16 protein-coding genes and 2 tRNA genes are annotated in these 17881 nt (G+C 55.5%); 13 read left to right on the top strand and 5 right to left on the bottom strand.

Features of this window, described 5'->3' with window-relative positions:
- The first annotated feature begins 6 nt into the window (after window positions 1-6).
- Window positions 7-531, top strand: a complete 525-nt coding sequence (gene sfmF, locus ABR39_RS12590) for a fimbria assembly protein (RefSeq protein ID WP_047347214.1) — start codon at window positions 7-9, stop codon at window positions 529-531.
- A gap of 51 nt (window positions 532-582) precedes the next feature.
- Here sfmF and fimZ read toward each other — a convergent pair whose 3' ends face one another.
- The 3 genes from fimZ to ABR39_RS12575 form a co-directional block, all read right to left on the bottom strand.
- Complete coding sequence (fimZ, locus tag ABR39_RS12585) at window positions 583-1215, bottom strand: fimbria biosynthesis transcriptional regulator FimZ (RefSeq protein WP_047347213.1); 633 nt, start codon at window positions 1213-1215, stop codon at window positions 583-585.
- A gap of 812 nt (window positions 1216-2027) precedes the next feature.
- On the bottom strand, window positions 2028-2744 hold the full coding sequence (locus tag ABR39_RS12580; RefSeq protein WP_047347212.1) for a helix-turn-helix transcriptional regulator: 717 nt from the start codon (window positions 2742-2744) through the stop codon (window positions 2028-2030).
- A 24-nt stretch (window positions 2745-2768) separates the two neighbouring features.
- Window positions 2769-3467, bottom strand: coding sequence for an EAL domain-containing protein (locus ABR39_RS12575; protein WP_047347211.1), 699 nt, complete (start codon window positions 3465-3467; stop codon window positions 2769-2771).
- A gap of 279 nt (window positions 3468-3746) precedes the next feature.
- Here ABR39_RS12575 and ABR39_RS12570 point away from each other — a divergent pair.
- The 9 genes from ABR39_RS12570 to pheP all read left to right on the top strand — a co-directional run bounded on the left by ABR39_RS12570 (window position 3747) and on the right by pheP (window position 13378).
- Window positions 3747-3823: transfer RNA gene (locus ABR39_RS12570), tRNA-Arg, on the top strand.
- 277 nt (window positions 3824-4100) lie between these two features.
- Window positions 4101-4176 (top strand) — tRNA-Thr (locus ABR39_RS12565).
- A gap of 79 nt (window positions 4177-4255) precedes the next feature.
- Window positions 4256-5086 carry a CPBP family intramembrane glutamic endopeptidase gene (locus ABR39_RS12560; protein ID WP_047347210.1) on the top strand — a complete coding sequence of 277 codons (831 nt, stop codon included), beginning with the start codon at window positions 4256-4258 and terminating at the stop codon, window positions 5084-5086.
- Between the two features lie 354 nt (window positions 5087-5440).
- A complete protein-coding gene (locus ABR39_RS12555) occupies window positions 5441-6457 on the top strand; it encodes an iron ABC transporter substrate-binding protein (RefSeq protein WP_047347209.1) in 1017 nt (338 codons plus the stop codon).
- A gap of 24 nt (window positions 6458-6481) precedes the next feature.
- Entirely contained in the window at window positions 6482-8056 is a 1575-nt protein-coding gene (locus tag ABR39_RS12550) for an ABC transporter permease (protein WP_047347208.1), read from the top strand.
- A gap of 1 nt (window position 8057) precedes the next feature.
- The gene (locus tag ABR39_RS12545; RefSeq protein WP_047347207.1) at window positions 8058-9089 is read left to right on the top strand and encodes an ABC transporter ATP-binding protein; all 1032 of its coding nucleotides are present in this window, start codon (window positions 8058-8060) and stop codon (window positions 9087-9089) included.
- 149 nt (window positions 9090-9238) lie between these two features.
- Window positions 9239-9514 carry a DUF1471 family periplasmic protein YahO gene (gene yahO / locus ABR39_RS12540; RefSeq protein WP_023310654.1) on the top strand — a complete coding sequence of 92 codons (276 nt, stop codon included), beginning with the start codon at window positions 9239-9241 and terminating at the stop codon, window positions 9512-9514.
- A gap of 185 nt (window positions 9515-9699) precedes the next feature.
- Window positions 9700-11886: a TonB-dependent receptor gene (locus ABR39_RS12535; RefSeq protein ID WP_047347206.1), complete on the top strand. Its 2187-nt coding sequence runs from the start codon at window positions 9700-9702 to the stop codon at window positions 11884-11886.
- Window positions 11887-11989: 103 nt separating this feature from the next.
- Window positions 11990-13378: a phenylalanine transporter gene (gene pheP / locus ABR39_RS12530; protein WP_047347205.1), complete on the top strand. Its 1389-nt coding sequence runs from the start codon at window positions 11990-11992 to the stop codon at window positions 13376-13378.
- Window positions 13379-13559: 181 nt separating this feature from the next.
- Here pheP and ABR39_RS12525 read toward each other — a convergent pair whose 3' ends face one another.
- A complete protein-coding gene (locus tag ABR39_RS12525) occupies window positions 13560-13859 on the bottom strand; it encodes a helix-turn-helix domain-containing protein (RefSeq protein ID WP_047347204.1) in 300 nt (99 codons plus the stop codon).
- On the bottom strand, window positions 13847-14209 hold the full coding sequence (locus ABR39_RS12520; RefSeq protein ID WP_045286105.1) for a type II toxin-antitoxin system RelE/ParE family toxin: 363 nt from the start codon (window positions 14207-14209) through the stop codon (window positions 13847-13849). The genes ABR39_RS12525 and ABR39_RS12520 overlap by 13 nt, the downstream gene beginning before the upstream one ends.
- Window positions 14210-14412: 203 nt before the next feature.
- On the opposite strand from ABR39_RS12520, the gene ABR39_RS12515 reads away from it, so the two are divergent.
- From ABR39_RS12515 to ABR39_RS12505, 3 genes are read left to right on the top strand one after another with little or no spacing between them, the layout of a single operon-like run.
- Window positions 14413-15651 carry an MFS transporter gene (locus tag ABR39_RS12515; protein WP_047347389.1) on the top strand — a complete coding sequence of 413 codons (1239 nt, stop codon included), beginning with the start codon at window positions 14413-14415 and terminating at the stop codon, window positions 15649-15651.
- Between the two features lie 15 nt (window positions 15652-15666).
- Window positions 15667-16692 (top strand): sugar phosphate isomerase/epimerase family protein, encoded by a 1026-nt coding sequence (locus tag ABR39_RS12510; protein ID WP_047347203.1) that lies wholly within the window; start codon window positions 15667-15669, stop codon window positions 16690-16692.
- On the top strand, window positions 16685-17827 hold the full coding sequence (locus ABR39_RS12505; RefSeq protein WP_047347202.1) for a Gfo/Idh/MocA family protein: 1143 nt from the start codon (window positions 16685-16687) through the stop codon (window positions 17825-17827). The genes ABR39_RS12510 and ABR39_RS12505 overlap by 8 nt, the downstream gene beginning before the upstream one ends.
- The last annotated feature ends 54 nt before the right edge of the window (window positions 17828-17881 follow it).

Raw genomic sequence — 17881 nt, 5'->3', positions numbered from 1 at the left:
GGAGAGATGCGGAACTGGAAAGGACATTTCACTGCGGTGGCTCTGGCGATGTTTCAGGCAAACGCGTGGTCAGCCACCGCGCTGGGCGAGATCAATATTCAGATGTCCGGCAACATTGTCGATTTCACCTGCGTTGCGGAGGGCAGCGATAGCGACAAGACCGTTACGCTGGGCACCTGGCCCACGAAACAGCTCGGCACCACCGGGAGCCGCACGCAGCCCATGCCGTTTACGCTGAAGCTGACCGGCTGCCCGCCGGGGGCGGCATCCATTACGTTTTCGGGTAAAGCCGACGGCAGCAATAGCGGTTTGCTGGCGCTGAATGACGTCAGTACAGCAAGCCGTGTCGCCGTGGAGATCAGGGATGCGGATAAAACGCGTCTGGCTCTCCAGCAGGCCAGCCAGCCGGTTTCGGTTGATGCGCAGGGGAATGCAACGTTGTCGTTTTATGCCAATTATATCGCTACTGCCGATGACCCTCAGCCCGGCCGGGCTGATGCAGATGCCACCTTCATGATTAATTATAATTAGCACTGACCGCACTCCCTGAAGCTCAGATAAGCTGCAGGGAGTGAATTCAGGTTATAGCAGTTCGTGCGCTTTGGCGTAATCAATTAATTCCACGATGCTTTGCACGCCCAGCTTGGAATAAATATTGGATTTGTGCGCACTAATGGTCTTGTTGCTTAATAGTAGCTGCTCAGCAATTTCCTTATTGGATAATCCATTCGCCAGATACCGTAATACTGTGACCTCACGATTCGATAATGGCATATCTACTGCCATTCCTTTTCCTGAACCCGAATGGTTTATAAAGTTCAACGTTTCCGACGGGAAAAAAGAATAGCCCATCAGGATCATCTCTACGGCGTTGTAGATCTCACCTAAATCTTTTCGTTTACTGACAAAACCATTTGCCCCGGCGCGAATGGCGCGGCCAGCGTAAAATATCTCTGATTTAGAGGAGAGGAACAGAACCTTAATGCTCTTGTTTAAGTTTCTGATTCTCTTGAGTAAATCGAAGGCATCCGTGCCCGTGAGTTCAATGTCAAGGATCACCAGATCGATAGGGTGATTGCGGATACAGTCAAGGACTTCATGGCTATCGCCAGACTTGAGCTTGACTGCGATATTTTTATTTTTCTGTAGCAGGACTTCTATCGACATTCTGACGATAGGATGTTCGTCCATAATGATAACGGATGCCGGTTTCATTTTTAATGCCTCAGATTGTTAAAAGCGTTATGCAGAGTTTGGTAAAACTCTCGAAATGCCGGAAGGATATAATGTGCAGATCCCTATACCGTAGTATTTCCCTGGAAAGAGCGAAAGCATCCTTGTTTACGTAATGAAAAGAACTATGCCTCAGCGCGGTCATCTCATTTGGCTGGTGTTGGCAAAAAGGTTTTTCTTATTCAGATTTGGTACGCATCTTATTATACAGGGTAAGTTTTTTCCGAAAACCCTGTAAATTAATCTCCGCTTATGGGTTTGTATTATGTTCTGGATCTGAATCGCTATTATTTTAAAATTAGCGGAAATATCCTGTTATCCCATTTACCGCATTTTTTCATCTTTATGTAATAACAAAAAATAACAGATATCTCTGTATGTTGATCAGTTGTTAATAAAAACACGCCTCATTTCAGGCGGCGTCTCCGCAGCGGACAGGTGAAAAATTGCCCTCGCAGGCCAGCAGGCCTTCATCTGAAAGTGCTTCGGTTGACCTTGAGAACAGCGTTTGCTGCACAGGAGAACATGCTGTCCGCTTCGCTTTTTACTCCCAGGGCAACTCGCTAAGCTGCTTGTTTTTACATCATTATCATCTTGTTAACGCTATCTGCATTCACTTAACGGATGGAGGAAAGTGCTGCCGTTCAATCAATTTGTGGCATTTCACAAGGTTCGCGCCCGTAAATTAGGAATAGTTATAATTTCGATTTTATTGTTAATAATTAACATTTCCGCAACGTGAATGGTAAGTAATTTCCTAAACCTCTTTAGGAAATAAGGGGTTAGGGCGTGCGTTAAAACGTGCAGTCTGAAAGATTATTAAGAAGGTGTAGCAATTCCTGGCGATGGCTCAGCCCCAGTTTCAGCAGGATGCAGCTGAGGCGATAAATAATGCGGCTATAGGGACGATTCTGCATCAGGGCAATCTGGCGCAATGTCCTGCCCCGTGAGAGCTCCTGCAGGATGGGCCATTCGTTGCGGGAGAACCAGTCCTTTTCGGAACCCTGCGGGGGGCTGGTATCCAGCAGGCTGTGCTGGAGCGCCGCGGCGTTCAGCTGACGTTCGAGCACGTGAAAGGGCCCTGCCGCTTTGCAGAAGAGGCGGGTGTCGTAATTATCGGCCCGGACGAGCAGCCAGGGCGTCAGGAAAGGCGGAAACAGGCTATGCCTTCTCAGCTGATCCAGTTTTTCCAGCAGCCCCGTAGACCGGCTTTCAATATCCACGACCAGACGGGCTGATGGCCACTGCGTCTGGGCGACAAGGGCGTCGTCCAGCGTGGCAAAGTCGCAGCAGCTGCTCAGGGGAAACTGGCCGTTGAGAAAACCGGTGCGCAGGAAGTGATCCTCCGTCACCAGAATGATAAACGGGGCGTCTGTTTTGCGGGGCTGGCTGATGGACTGGCTCAAAAATTCGAGTCGGTCGAAAAAGGGGGGAGCGAAAGGTGAGCGCGTAAATCCCAGTGCATCACTTCCCGTACGCCGCCGCCGGTAACGGCGCACTGTCATTCGCATGGCCTCCCTCCTGGAAATGGCGCTTTAATCCTCCGGCCATGTCCAGGACGGCCAGTAATACCCCTGGCCGAGATCGGCGCCTGCCTGCAGTGCCCAGGTACGATCGCGTTCAGTCTCAATACCTTCGATAAGCACTTTCCCGGCAAGCTGAAAGCAAAGGGAAACCAGTTGCCTCAGCGCAGGGGTGTTGCGTAAACGCCAGAATGCTTCCTTATCTATTTTGATGCCGCTTAAGGGGAGTCGGCAGGCTAAAAACGACTGTACTAAGACGTCATCCACGTCATCCAGCCAGATTGCGTGTCCCTGTTTTCTGAGCAGCAGCAGATTCTGAATGACGCGCTGCTTCTGCGCGACGGACAGCGCCAAAAAAGCCGCGGGGTCGACAATCTCAATATTGAGCGGTGCGGCTGGCAACCTGATAAGTCGCTGAAAAGACGCAGGCTCCGTCAGGACGGTTATCGGCAGATTAATAAAAAGGTTATGACCGTGCGGCGTATTTTTTAACGCGGCAAGCTGCGCTTCAAGCAGCGTTATGGACCAGAGTGCAGAGCGATCGTAAAAAAAGTCCTCAGCGTGCCGCGACGCGGACAGGACGCTGAGAACCTCTACACCCACCTGACGCAAGGAGGCGAGGGCGACGATGGGCTCAAGCTTAATGCCGACGATGTCCTGAGAAACGTACTGTAACCGGGGGGGCGAATCTATCGGGTTTTGCGCTGTCACTCCATTGTCCTGTTGTCTGTCAGCCTCCAGGCGGCCGGGATACCAGGCTCTAGTGTGACGAGCTGACGTACAGGAAAACAGCAGGCGTTACTTAAATGCAACTAAGCCTTTTCGCAGCACGAAATTGTACGGGAGAAAAGCGGGGGGATGGAGAAAAAACAGCCATATTTACAATCAACTAGCCCTAATCAGGCCAGAAAACGGAAAAGGCATTGACTCACCTGCCATTGACCGTATAATTCTTCGCGTTTCACCACCGCGAAGTTCACTCTTCTCAGTGCGCCCTTAGCTCAGTTGGATAGAGCAACGGCCTTCTAAGCCGTAGGTCGTAGGTTCGAATCCTACAGGGCGTGCCATTTAGTCTCGGCGCGTAATCCACCCCTTTTTTCCCCTGACCAACCAACCGCTACCGATCCCTGTGCCTGATTTTAACCGTCGGATTTGCATGGTTAATTCCAGATGTGTATCATTCTGCACCCGGCCCAGGAGCCTGTCGGTGAGAACGTTTGTTCCGTCATCGACCGGTCATTGGCGTAGTTCCAGCCAGGGCCACCATACCGCCACTAGCTCATCGGGAAGAGCGACAACCAGGATGTTGTAGTACGGGGTTCGAGGCTCCGGTGGCGGACCAACGCCGACTTAGCTCAGTAGGTAGAGCAACTGACTTGTAATCAGTAGGTCACCAGTTCGATTCCGGTAGTCGGCACCATATTTATGGCTTCTCCGTGGGATGCCTCCGGCACGACATGCCTTTTCACTGTTGTACATACCGGTCATGAAGGACAAATATGTGGTATCTACTCGCAACTTCGCTTGCCGCACTTTCCCTTAATAAAAGCCTGGCTTACCTGTTGCTGGGGTTAACGGCATTTCTCGGCTGGAAACAGGGCGTTCTGGATGCCCCGGCGCTGCTGGTGATTGCATCAATCGTTATTGGCTGGTCTGTTGTTGAATGGCTACGTAATAAAAATAATAAATATACTTATCTGGTTGAAGGCCTGTGCGTGGCCATCGCCGTTGCCCTGGTTATGCATGTGCTCCCGGGCTTCCATAACCCTAAAGTGCTGGATGCCGTCGTTGTTGGTCCGCAAAGCATACCGTTCAGTATGTACTTTAATATGGACAAGGCGGTGGTGCCGTTCTTTTTAATTACGTGCATGCCAACGCTATTCGTAGCAAAACCCCTCTATAAAGCGGGCAAGATTGGCTGGGGAATATTGGTTCTTGCGATACCCGCGCTGTTACTTTTGGCCGTTACGTTGGGCGGGCTGAGAATTGAGCCGCATGCGCCAGAATGGTTCGCTCAATTTGCCCTTGCGAATATTTTCTTCGTCTCTTTGGCCGAGGAAGCCTTGTTCAGAGGCTACCTGCAGCAGCGCTTGTCCCGGATTATTCATCCCGTTGCCGCGCTGCTGATTGCCTCAGTCATCTTTGGGCTGCTGCATTACAGCGGCGGTTTACTGCTGATTATATTTGCCAGCCTCTCCGGCATTATTTATGGCCTGGCGTGGATGTGGAGCGGCAGGCTCTGGGTTGCAACGTTATTCCATTTTGGGCTGAACTGCGTGCATTTATTGTTCTTCACCTATCCGATGTATGCCCCCCACGCGGCGATGTGATGCGTTTTTAAATAGTAGACTAATAATTTGGCCACCTCTGAATAAGCATAAAAAAGCCCCGAAATATCGGGGATTTTTTATATATGCCGGGCGCTTAAATAAAAATTTTTACTTCGCGGCAGAATGAATAGAAGACTAATGAATTTCGTTGGCAGGCTTAAGGTTTTCTTAATCTAAATATTATCTCGAATTAAAATCTGGATTTTTATCATTTCAAACTCCGCAATAAAGAAATTTTACACTTTTACGTTTAAACTCGATTGATACTAATTATCATTAGCGTTGTTGTATGCTTTAATCCTGTCCCACAAAGCTATGAGTAGTTACTCCCGTTGGTCTATTAAGGATATGTTCATGAATTCTCGCCTGCTGTCCTGCTTCTCGCTTGCCTTGTTGTCTTCATCACTTTTCCTTTCCACACAATCGGTTGCTGCCGATAATAGCGAAGGTATCGTTGTCTACAACGCGCAGCATGAAAACCTGGTGAAGTCGTGGGTTGACGGTTTTACCAAAGAAACCGGCATCAAAGTGACTTTGCGTAACGGCGATGACAGCGAGCTGGGTAACCAGCTGGTACAGGAAGGCAGCGCATCCCCGGCGGACGTATTCCTGACCGAGAACTCGCCGTCAATGGTGCTGGTGGATAATGCCAGCCTGTTTGCGCCGCTGGATGCAGACACCCTGAAGCAGGTACCGGCAGAATATCGTCCGGCGCACGGTCGCTGGATCGGCATCGCTGCCCGCAGCACGGTGTTTGTCTATAACCCGGAAAAACTGAATGAACAGCAGCTGCCAAAATCACTGATGGATCTGGCAAAACCGGAGTGGAAAGGCCGCTGGGCGGCATCACCGTCAGGCGCGGATTTCCAGGCCATCGTGAGCGCAATGCTGGCCCTGAAAGGCGAGCAGGCTACCCTGGAATGGCTCAAGGCGATGAAAGCCAATTTCGTTGCCTATAAAGGCAACAGCACCGTGATGAAAGCAGTCAATGCCGGCCAGATTGATGGCGGCGTGATTTATCACTACTACCGCTTTGTCGATCAGTCCAAAACGGGCGAAAACAGCAAAAACACCCAACTCTACTACTTCAAACACCAGGATCCGGGCGCGTTTGTTAGCCTCTCTGGCGGCGGCGTGCTGGCGTCCAGCAAACACAAAGCGCAGGCGCAGGCCTTCATCAAATACATTACCGGTAAAGAAGGGCAGGAAAGCCTGCGTACCAACAATGCCTTTGAATACGCCGTGGGCGTGAACGCGGCTTCAAACCCGAAACTGGTTCCGCTGAAGGATCTTGATGCGCCGAAAGTTGAACCTTCATCGCTCAACAGTAAAAAAGTTATCGAGCTGATGACGCAGGCCGGCCTGCTGTGATCCTGAGAGTAAAGTGAACGTCTTATGTCTGGTCTGAGTCTCGACATCGGAAAAAACAGAGTGCAGGAGCCTGCCCGCAGGCGTCCTGCACTGCCGATGGTTGCGTTAGCTGTGTTGTTTTCATTGATGGCGCTTCTGCCTTTGGGTTTTATCATTGCCATTGGCATTGAGACGGGCTGGGAAACCATTAAGGCGCTGGTGTTCCGCCCGCGCGTGGCCGAGCTGCTCAGCAACACGCTGTGGCTGACGGCTTTAGCGGTGCCGCTCTGTATCGTGACGGGCGTAGCGATAGCCTGGCTCACCGAGCGCACGCAGCTTGCCGGGCGAGGGATCTGGTCTGCGCTGGCGGTTGCCCCGCTGGCGATCCCGGCGTTTGTGCAAAGCTATGCCTGGGTGAGCGTTGTCCCGTCAATGCACGGGCTTTCCGCGGGCGTGTTCCTCTCCGTTCTTGCCTACTATCCGTTCATCTACATGCCGGTTGCGGCGGTGCTGCGCCGCCTTGACCCGACGCTTGAGGATGTGGCCGCGTCGCTCGGCACCCCGCCGTGGCGGGTCTTTTTCCGCGTGGTGCTGCCGCAGCTCAAGCTGGCTATCTGCGGCGGCGCGCTGCTGGTGGCGCTGCACCTGCTGGCGGAATATGGCCTGTACGTGATGATCCGCTTTGATACCTTCACCACGGCGATTTATGACCAGTTCCAGTCAACCTTCAGCGGCCCGGCAGCGAACATGCTGGCGGGCGTGCTGGCCCTGTGCTGCCTGGCTATCCTGGTGCTGGAAGGCGTGACGCGCGGAAAAGCACGCTACGCGCGCATTGGCGCCGGGGCCGCGCGCGAGCAGAAACGCTGGCCGCTGAAGCCTGTGGCCGCCGCGCTGGGCCAGCTGTTTTTCATCGTGCTGATCGTGCTGGCGCTGGGCGTGCCGTTGATTGTTCTGTGCCGCTGGATTTGGCTCGGCGGCGTGCAAAACTGGATGAGCGCCGATCTCTGGCACTCGCTGCGCCAGACGCTGATGCTCGGCGTGGGCGGAGCCCTGCTGACGACGGCGTGCGTGATCCCCATCGCGTGGCTTGGTATCCGCTACCCGCACCGCATCTTCCGGATGCTGGAAGGGTGCATCTATATCACCAGCTCGCTGCCGGGCATTGTCACGGCGCTCGCCCTGGTCACCGTCACCATTCATTACGCCCGTCCCATTTACCAGACGGAAATTACCCTGTTCCTTGCCTACCTGCTGATGTTTATGCCCCGTGCGCTCATCAACCTGCGGGCGGGGATTGCGCAGGCGCCAGTCGAGCTGGAAAACGTGGCGCGCAGCCTGGGCAGCACGCCGGCGAAGGCGCTCTGGAGCGTCACGATGCGGCTGGCCGCGCCGGGTGCGGCGGCGGGAGCCGCGCTGGTTTTCCTCGGCGTCAGCAACGAGCTGACCGCCACCCTGCTGCTCTCTCCGCTGGGCACGCGCACGCTCTCCACCGGATTCTGGGCGCTGACCAGTGAAATTGACTATGTGGCAGCCGCGCCATACGCGATGCTGATGATTCTGATTTCACTCCCGCTGACCGCCATTCTCTATATGCAGTCGAAGAAAATTGCAGGGCTATGACATGCTTGAATTAACCGCCATTTCTAAATCGTTTTCTGACGTGCAGGTGCTCGACAGCTTAAACCTGAGCGTTGCGCCGGGGAGCAGGACGGCGATTGTCGGGCCATCCGGGTCGGGTAAAACCACGCTGCTGCGAATTCTTGCCGGTTTTGAAACGCCCGACACGGGGCGCATTGTCATGCAGGGGAGAACGCTGTTTGATGAAAACAACTTTGTTCCCGCCCACCTGCGCCGGATCGGTTTTGTTCCTCAGGAGGGCGCGCTGTTCCCGCACCTCAATGTGGCAGACAACATTGCCTGGGGGCTGGACGGTACCCGCCACGAGAAGCGCCAGCGCGTTGAGGCGCTGATGGAGATGGTCTCTCTGGACAGGCAGCTCGCAACGCACTGGCCCCATGAAATTTCCGGCGGACAGCAGCAGCGCGTGGCGCTTGCCCGCGCGCTGGCCCAGCGTCCTTCACTGATGCTGCTGGATGAACCTTTCTCGGCGCTGGACACAGGCCTGCGCGCCATGACCCGTAAAGCCACGGCCGATCTGCTGGCTGAAGCGGGCGTGGCCTCGATTCTGGTCACCCACGATCAGAACGAAGCGTTGTCCTTTGCCACGCAGGTCGCGGTCATGCGCTCCGGGCGCTTCACCCAGGTCGGAACGCCTTATGACGTCTACACCCGTCCCGTTGACGAAGAGACGGCGCTGTTTCTTGGCGATGCGCTGATCCTCTCTGCAGAGTTCAGCGCGGGCTACGCCGTTTGCGCGCTGGGTGAGGTGCCTACGGATAATGCCCATGCGACAGGGCAGGGCAAGGTTATGTTGCGGCCCGAGCAGCTGAGCGTGACGGCATGTGCCTCGCATGAAAGCCCGATCTCGATTCTTGATGTGGACTTCACCGGCCAGCTGTCGACGCTTACCCTTGCGTTAGCCGGTGAGCAGCAACCCGTGATTCTGAAGACCGTAAGCCAGCCTGGCTGGAACCCGGGAACCGCGGTACGTATTGATATTGCTGGCACCGCGCGGGTATTCGAATATTCTTAATATTCGTTAGTAATTTCATGCAACGGGTTGTTATAAAAGAATTTTCCCGAGAGTATGGCATTTCCTCAGATTCTCTACCATGCTCATAAAACCTCACCATCATGGGTGAGGTTTTTTGTAGTTGCTGATTAATCTCAAGGAAAAAGGTTATGAAAAAGACGACTGCTATTTTGTTGGGAACGGCGTTACTATTTACGACCAATGCTTTTGCTGCACAGCTACTCACTAAAAGCGAGTTCAAGAAAGTTGCGTCCCAGTATAAAAAAATCGGTACGGTAAACACCTCGAATGAGGTATCGGTTGATGATGCAAAAAAAGAACTGATTGAGAAAGCCGATAAAAAAGGCGCGGATGTCCTGGTGCTCACTTCCGGGAACACCAACAATAAAATTCACGGTACGGCCAATATTTACAAGAAAAAATAACGTCACTTCAGCCGCCCCATGAGGGGGCGGCTGTTCTGCCTCTTCTCTCGCCACGCTTCCCTTTCGTACACGCTGACGCTTGCTAACGCATAGATAATGCGTATAGTTCTCATTTGCATTGCAGCCAATACATTTTAAGGCCCGACAACGGGCCATTTTTGCGCGCACTTTCAAATGAGTTAACGATGAACAACACCAAAATACACAAAACGCTGCTGGCGCTCGCCGTTGGCGCGGTGACACATTCCGCTTACGCGGCGGATGATAAAAAAGAAGACACCATTGTTGTGCAGTCTGCACCTGCCGGCGATTTTAAACCCGGCGGCGACCAGCCTGTGCCGGCCTTTCTTGACGGACAGGTCGCGAACGGCGGGCGTATGGGGATGCTCGGCCAGCAGAACGCCATGGACGTGCCGTTCAACATCATCAGCTACACCTCGAAGCTGGTTGAAGACCAGCAGGCGAAAACCATCGCTGACGTTGTCGCCAACGACGCGGGCGTACAGTTTGTTCAGGGCTACGGCAACAGCGCGGAAACCTACCGCATCCGCGGCCTGAAGTTTGACGGCGACGACATGACCTTTGGCGGCCTGTCCGGCGTCCTGCCGCGCCAGGTGGTGGATGCCCAGATGGTCGATCGCATTGAGATCTTCAAAGGGGCAAACGCCCTGATGAACGGCGCGGCGAGTTCCGGCGTGGGCGGAATGATCAACCTTGAGCCAAAACACGCGGGCGAACTCCCGCAGGCGAAAGTCGGGGTCGACTACACCTCGGATTCTCAGATTGGCACCACGCTGGATGCGGGCCGTCGCTATGGCGACAGCGACCAGTTTGGCGCACGGGTGAACCTGGTGCACCGCGAAGGGGAAACCGGCATACCGAACGATCGCCGCCGCACCACGCTGCTCTCCACCGGTCTCGATTACAAAGGCGACCGCTTGCGCACCTCGCTGGATCTCGGCTATCAGAAGAAAACCTTCCACGGCAGTCCGACCAGCGTCAATATTTCGGCGGTGGATTTCGTGCCCGAGCCGCCGAAAAACGATCGCAACATCTCGCAGAAGTGGGCCTACAGCAATATCGAGAATGAGTTCGGGATGTGGCGCAGCGAGTACGATATCAGCGACAGCTGGACGGTCTATACCGGCCTGGGGGCGCAGCACGCGCACGAGGAAGGCACCTACAGTGCACCGAAGCTGGTCGATAAGAGCGGTAAGGCGACGGTCAGCCGCCTCGACACCAACCGCATCAGCGACGCCGTCAGCGGGATGGCGGGCATTCGCGGTAATTTTACTACCGGCTTCGTGTCGCATAAGGTGAACGTCGGCTATTCGGCGATGACGAAAAACGAAAAAATCGCGTGGAAAATGTCGGCAGCGAAGGATAACCCGACGACCAACATCTACCACAACACCGGCGTTGATATGCCGGACAGCAGCAACTTCAACGGCTCTGGCGGAAAGTACAGCGATCCGCTGACCAGCGGACGCACCCGCACTCAGGGCTGGCTGCTGAGCGATACGCTGGGCGTACTGGACGATAAGCTGCTGTTCACCGCCGGGGCGCGCCACCAGAAAGTGGTCATCCGCGGGTATAACAAAATCACCGGTGCGGAAAACGACGCGGACGGCTTTGACGGCAGCCGCTGGATGCCAACCTACGGCGTGGTCTACAAGCCGTGGGAGCAAATCTCCCTCTATGCTAACCATACCGAAGCGCTGCAGCCGGGTAAAAACGCGCCTGACACCGCCACTAACTACGGGCAGAGCACCGGTATCGTTCACTCTAAGCAGAACGAAGTGGGCGTGAAGGCCGACTTCGGCCGCGTGGGTGGCTCTTTGGCGCTGTTCGAAATCAAAATGCCGTCCGCTATTCTCGATAGCCAGACGAAGCATTACGGCCTGGACGCCGAGCAGCGCAACCGCGGCGTTGAGCTGAATGTGTTCGGCGAGCCGATGCTGGGGATGCGCCTCAACGCCAGCGCCACCTGGCTACAGGCAGAGCTGACCAAAACCAACAACGGTCTCAACCAGGGTAATGACGCGATCGGCGTCCCGAACTTCTACGCCGTGCTGGGTGCGGAATATGACATTAAACCGATCGACGGCCTGACCGCGACCGCGCGCGTGAACCACTCCGGCACGCAGTATGCCGACCTCGCGAACAGCAAAAAGCTCGACAGCTACACCACGCTGGATCTGGGCATGCGCTATCGCTTCGCGGTGAACCACAATGAAAACCAGATGACGGTGCGCGCGGGCATCGACAACGTGACCAATGAGAACTACTGGGCCAGCGTGGACGATTCCGGTACCTACATCACTCAGGGTGAACCGCGGACCTTTAAGGTCTCGGTTGGCTACGAGTTCTAAGCGTTCCACCTCGTTATCCGGGGCAGGGATGCCCCAATCCCTTGCTACCTCCAGCATGAAGTGTTAAAACGTGCCCCTTCTAAAAAAGAGACAGGGGTAGGACGTGAAAGACGCGTCATCCGCTTCAGGCCATGGTAGCACTGAAGCCTCGTCGGATCAGAATCCGACGCTGCAACGTGGTTTGCAAAATCGACATATTCAGTTAATTGCCCTTGGCGGCGCGATCGGTACCGGGCTGTTTCTCGGCATCGGCCCCGCTATTCAGATGGCCGGCCCCGCGGTTCTGCTGGGTTACGGTATCGCCGGGGTTATCGCCTTCCTGATCATGCGCCAGCTTGGCGAGATGGTTGTTGAAGAGCCGGTTTCTGGCTCCTTCGCACACTTTGCTTATAAATACTGGGGCCCGTTTGCAGGCTTCCTGTCCGGCTGGAACTACTGGGTGATGTTCGTGCTGGTAGGGATGGCGGAGCTGACCGCCGCAGGTATTTACATGCAGTACTGGCTGCCGGATGTCCCGACGTGGATCTGGGCGGCGGCCTTCTTCATCATTATTAACGCCATTAACCTCGTCAACGTGCGCCTGTACGGTGAAACCGAGTTCTGGTTTGCGCTGATCAAAGTGCTGGCGATTATCGGCATGATCGGCTTTGGCCTGTGGCTGCTGTTCTCCGGCCACGGCGGCGAGCGCGCGACGATCGACAACCTGTGGCAGCACGGCGGCTTCCTCGCCACCGGCTGGAAAGGGCTAATCCTCTCCCTGGCGGTGATCATGTTCTCCTTTGGTGGGCTGGAGCTGATTGGCATTACCGCCGCCGAAGCGCGCGACCCGCACAAGAGCATTCCAAAAGCGGTTAACCAGGTGGTGTACCGTATTCTGCTGTTCTACATCGGCTCGCTGGTGGTGCTGCTAGCACTTTATCCGTGGGTGGAAGTGAAATCCGACAGCAGCCCGTTCGTGATGATTTTCCACGATCTGAACAGCAACGTGGTCGCCTCTGCGCTGAACTTCGTTATCCTGGTCGCGTCACTGTCGGTCTATAACAGCGGCGTCTACTCCAACAGCCGCATGCTGTTTGGCCTCTCCGTACAGGGCAATGCGCCGAAGTTCCTCACCCGCGTGAGCCGCCGCGGCGTGCCGGTGAACTCCCTGCTGCTCTCGGGCGCCATTACCTCGCTGGTGGTGCTGATCAACTACCTGCTGCCGAAAGAGGCCTTTGGCCTGCTGATGGCGCTGGTTGTCGCCACGCTGCTGCTTAACTGGATCATGATCTGCCTGGCGCACCTGCGCTTTCGCGCCGCGATGCGCCGCAAGGGACGCGAGACGCAGTTCAAGGCGCTGCTCTACCCGGCGGGCAACTATCTCTGTATCGCTTTCCTGGGGCTGATTCTGGTGCTGATGTGCACCATGGATGATATGCGCCTGTCAGCGATGCTGCTGCCGGTGTGGGTGGTGTTCCTGTTTATCGCGTTCAAGCTTTCGCGCAAAAAGTAGCACGGTTTTCTCCCTCTCCCTGTGGGAGAGGGCCGGGGTGAGGGCACCAGACCGCACCAAACCAGACCGCACCTGCCCTCACGCCCGGTGGCGCTGCGCTTACCGGGCCTACATGTTCCGGGCCGTTATTATTTTGTAGACCGGATCAGCGAAGCCGCCAGCCGGCCTGCAACGTGCAATATCAAATCTGAAACGCTATCCGTTTCCCATTCGGTAACGTGACATCAATGCTCAGTTCACCGCCGAGGGCACTGACATAGCGTTTGAGTGTTGAAAGCCGGGGATCGTTACCCGGCTGTTCGATTTTCGCTACAGTGGGTTGTTTTACCCCCATTGCGTTGGCCAGTTCCGTCTGCGAAACATTGAGCTCTTCCCGCAATTGATTCAGGGAAACAATTCTGCGCATCACTTCAACTTTAGCCGCAATACGCTCCCGACTTTCCGCGCTCTGTTGTGCCATAAGTTCTTTTAGCGTTGCCATATGGCCTCCTTATCAGCCAGATGTCTGCTGTACTCAACGTCAGCCAGCGTAATCATTTCTTTATAAAACCGTTTTTGGTTACAACCGGTTTTGTCTCCTGCACAGAGCACAATCGCTTTACGGTCAGGATCAAAAGCAAAAAAGGCCCTGATGGGTTTGCCCGCATGCTGAATGCGTAACTCTTTCATATTCGCATAGGCTGAAGCCTTTACGGTGTCTACATATGGCCGCCCAAGCGTTGGGCCAAACTCAGCAAGGATATGCATCATCGCCAGCACATCTTCTTTCAATGCTGTTGTTTGTTCAAAGAACCATTCATCAAATCTGTCCGTTGTCTCGACGTTCCACATCGTTTCTCCTGTTGCTTCCTCGCCGTTTTATTTTATAGCCTATTGGCTATAATGGCAATCAAACGCCTCGTTTTGATATACAGCACCTTTATCGTGACTCCCCTCCCAATTCCGTTTCGATCCACAGGATCTTTATTTTGTAATCGATTACTTTTTATTTGAACTGTTTTGTAATCGATTACTTTTTCTGGGTGAGGCTCATCATGGTGTCAACAACTGAAAGTAGTGGAAAGGCGATAGCACAGCACCGGCTGCTGGTTCCGCGGCTGTCGTTAATGATGTTTTTGCAGTTTTTTATCTGGGGTAGCTGGTCGGTTACGCTCGGCCTGGTGATGACCCAGCACAACATGTCTTTGCTGATTGGCGATGCGTTCTCCGCCGGGCCAATCGCCTCTATTCTCTCGCCGTTTGTGCTCGGCATGCTGGTGGATCGCTTCTTTGCCTCGCAGAAGGTGATGGCGGTGATGCATCTCGCGGGCGCGGCGATTCTGTGGTTCGTTCCGGGCGCGCTCGTTGCTGAAAACGGCGCGCTGCTGATCGGCCTGCTGTTTGGCTACACGCTCTGCTATATGCCAACGCTTGCGCTGACCAACAACATCGCGTTTCACAGCCTGGCAAACGTCGATAAAACCTTCCCGGTGGTTCGCGTGTTCGGCACTATCGGCTGGATTGCGGCGGGGATATTTATTGGCGTCACCGGCGTGTCCGCAAGCGTCACTATTTTTCAGGTGGCCGCGGCCAGCTCCGTGCTGCTGGCCATCTACAGCCTGACGTTGCCGCACACCCCGGCCCCCGCGAAAGGGCTGCCGGTTAAGGTGCGCGATCTGTTCTGTGCGGATGCCTTCGCGCTGCTTAAAACCCGTCACTTCTTCGTCTTCTCCGTCTGCGCGATGCTGATTTCCGTGCCGCTAGGTACCTACTACGCCTATACCGCGTCTTATCTGGCAGACGCAGGGATTGCGGACGTCAGCACTGCGATGTCGTTCGGGCAGATGTCGGAGATCGTCTTCATGCTGGTGATCCCGCTGCTGTTCCGCCGTTTGGGCGTGAAAATTATGCTGCTGATCGGCATGCTGGCGTGGTTCGTACGTTACGCCATGTTTGCCCTCGGCGTGAGCGAAGAGGGACGTTTCCTGCTGTACATCGGCATTCTGCTGCACGGCGTGTGCTATGACTTTTTCTTTGTGGTGGGCTTTATCTATACCGACCGCGTGGCGGGCGAAAAAGTAAAAGGCCAGGCGCAGAGCATGATTGTGATGTTCACCTACGGTATCGGAATGCTGCTCGGCTCGCAGATTTCCGGGGCGCTCTATAACCGTCTGGTGGCGGGGCAAACCGTGCCGCAGGCGTGGGTGACATTCTGGTGGATCCCGGCGGTGGCCGCCGCGGCGATCGCGCTGATTTTCCTTCTCACGTTCAGGTATGACGATGACAAGGCGTAATGTTCTGGAGGTGGTATGAGAACGATGAAAGGACCCGGTATTTTTCTGTCGCAGTTTATTGGCGAAGAGGCTCCGTTTAACTCGCTCGACGGCCTTGCGGGGTGGGCGGCAGATAAGGGCTATAAAGCGGTGCAGATCCCCTGCAATCATCCGCACATTTTTGATGTAGAGAAAGCCGCAGAGAGCCAGGATTACTGCGATGAAGTCACCGCTAAGCTGGCCGCACAGGGGCTTGTCATCAGCGAGCTGTCTACCCATCTTGAAGGGCAGCTTGTGGCGGTAAACCCGGCTTACAGCGACGCGTTTGACCATTTCGCGCCCGCGTCAGTGCGCGGTAACGATACGGCCCGCCGGGCGTGGGCCACGCAGAAGCTGAAGCAGGCGGCGATCGCTTCCGCCAGATTGGGCCTGAAAGCGCACGCAACGTTCTCAGGCTCGCTGGCATGGCCGTTTTTCTATCCGTGGCCGCCGCATAACGAGCAGCGTTTTCAGGAAGCATTCGTGGAGCTGGCAGCCCGCTGGCGGCCGATTCTGGATACCTTCGGTGAACAGGGCGTAGACGTCTGTTTTGAGCTGCATCCGGGGGAAGATCTGCACGATGGGGTGACGTTTGAGCGTTTTCTGGCGCTGGTGGATAACCACCCGCGCTGCAACATTCTCTACGACCCGAGCCATATGTTGCTGCAGCAGATGGACTATCTGGCCTTTATCGACATCTATCACGCTCGCATCAAAGCATTCCACGTGAAGGACGCCGAATACCGTGCGAGCGGACGGAGCGGCGTGTACGGCGGCTATCAGCCGTGGATCAACCGTGCCGGTCGCTTCCGTTCGCTGGGCGATGGGCAGATCGACTTCAAGGGCATTTTCAGCAAACTGACCCAGTACGACTACGACGGCTGGGCGGTACTGGAGTGGGAGTGCTGCCTGAAGGACGGTGATACCGGCGCGAGTGAGGGCAGCGCGTTTATCCGTCGCCACATTATCCCGGTCTCCGGGCGCGCGTTTGATGATTTCGCGGCAGGAGGCAGCCATGATTAACGTCGGAATTATCGGCAGCGGGTTTATCGGCCCGGCGCATATCGAGGCGCTCAGGCGGTTGGGTTTTGTCCAGGTCGTCGCGCTGTGCGACAGCACGCTGGCGCAGGCGCAGGAAAAAGCGCGTCGGCTTAACGTCCCGCACGCCTATGGCAGCGTGGATGCGTTACTCGCACATCCCGATCTGCACGTGGTGCACAACTGCACGCCGAACCACCTGCATGCGGAGATTAACCGCCAGATCCTGCGCGCGGGAAAGCACGTTTTTTCCGAGAAGCCGCTGTGCATGACTCCGGACGAGGCGCGCGAGCTGGTGGCGCTGGCAGAGCGGGCGGGCGTGGTGCACGGCGTGAGCTTTGTCTATCGCCAGTTTGCGATGGTGCGACAGGCCGCGAGCATGCTGCGCGCGGGTAGCGTTGGACGGGTGTTTGCCGCGCACGGCAGTTATCTGCAGGACTGGATGCTGCTGGAAACCGACTATAACTGGCGCGTGGATGCCGCGCTGGGCGGTGCATCGCGCGCGGTGGCGGATATCGGCTCCCACTGGTGCGACACGGTGCAGTTTGTCACCGGCCGCCGCATCACCGAGGTGATGGCCGACCTCGCTATCGTCTGGCCGACGCGCAAGGCTAACGTGGCCGGAAATCAGACCTTCGTGCATGACGAACACGCCCGCTATGAGGACAAACCGGTCACCACGGAAGACTTCGGCTCGGTGCTGTTTCGCTTTGACGACGGCAGCAAAGGCAGCTTTAGCGTCTCGCAGGTGAGCGCCGGGCGCAAAAACCGCCTGGCGTTTGAGATCAACGGCAGCGAGCGGTCGGTGGCGTGGGATCAGGAGAACCCGCAGCAGCTGTGGATTGGCCATCGCGCGCAGGCAAACCAGACGCTCACCGACGACCCGAGCCTGATGAACCCTGACGTGGCCGACAGCGCCCATTTTCCCGGCGGGCATATTGAAGGCTGGCCGGACGCCTTTAAAAACATGATGGCGCAGTTCTACCGTGCCGTGCAGGCGGGCGCAATGCCGGATCGGCCCGCGTTTGCCACCTTCCACGATGGCGCGAACGTGATGTATATCATTGATGCAATAGTAAAAAGCCATCAGCAGCAGCGCTGGGTTTGCGTGGCGCAATGACGCGTTGCCCGGTTCGCCGGGCAGCGAATTTATGGTAGCCTGCACAAAACGCTA

This window comes from Enterobacter genomosp. O (genome assembly GCF_001022965.1).
Classification (GTDB): Bacteria; Pseudomonadota; Gammaproteobacteria; order Enterobacterales; family Enterobacteriaceae; genus Enterobacter; species Enterobacter cloacae_L.
Note: the sequence above shows the minus strand (reverse complement) of the source record. Positions and strands in the feature narration are given on the sequence as shown.

Bases quoted from the DNA above. Each gene is read 5' to 3' on its own strand.
- ABR39_RS12520 (WP_045286105.1), bottom strand. From the start codon at position 14,209: ATGTGGAACGTCGAGACAACGGACAGATTTGATGAATGGTTCTTTGAA.
- ABR39_RS12515 (WP_047347389.1), top strand. From the start codon at position 14,413: ATGGTGTCAACAACTGAAAGTAGTGGAAAGGCGATAGCACAGCACCGG.
- yahO (WP_023310654.1), top strand. From the start codon at position 9,239: ATGAAAAAGACGACTGCTATTTTGTTGGGAACGGCGTTACTATTTACG.
- ABR39_RS12580 (WP_047347212.1), bottom strand. From the start codon at position 2,744: ATGCGAATGACAGTGCGCCGTTACCGGCGGCGGCGTACGGGAAGTGAT.
- ABR39_RS12560 (WP_047347210.1), top strand. From the start codon at position 4,256: ATGTGGTATCTACTCGCAACTTCGCTTGCCGCACTTTCCCTTAATAAA.
- ABR39_RS12555 (WP_047347209.1), top strand. From the start codon at position 5,441: ATGAATTCTCGCCTGCTGTCCTGCTTCTCGCTTGCCTTGTTGTCTTCA.
- ABR39_RS12550 (WP_047347208.1), top strand. From the start codon at position 6,482: ATGTCTGGTCTGAGTCTCGACATCGGAAAAAACAGAGTGCAGGAGCCT.
- sfmF (WP_047347214.1), top strand. From the start codon at position 7: ATGCGGAACTGGAAAGGACATTTCACTGCGGTGGCTCTGGCGATGTTT.
- fimZ (WP_047347213.1), bottom strand. From the start codon at position 1,215: ATGAAACCGGCATCCGTTATCATTATGGACGAACATCCTATCGTCAGA.
- ABR39_RS12525 (WP_047347204.1), bottom strand. From the start codon at position 13,859: ATGGCAACGCTAAAAGAACTTATGGCACAACAGAGCGCGGAAAGTCGG.
- ABR39_RS12510 (WP_047347203.1), top strand. From the start codon at position 15,667: ATGAGAACGATGAAAGGACCCGGTATTTTTCTGTCGCAGTTTATTGGC.
- ABR39_RS12535 (WP_047347206.1), top strand. From the start codon at position 9,700: ATGAACAACACCAAAATACACAAAACGCTGCTGGCGCTCGCCGTTGGC.
- ABR39_RS12505 (WP_047347202.1), top strand. From the start codon at position 16,685: ATGATTAACGTCGGAATTATCGGCAGCGGGTTTATCGGCCCGGCGCAT.
- ABR39_RS12545 (WP_047347207.1), top strand. From the start codon at position 8,058: ATGCTTGAATTAACCGCCATTTCTAAATCGTTTTCTGACGTGCAGGTG.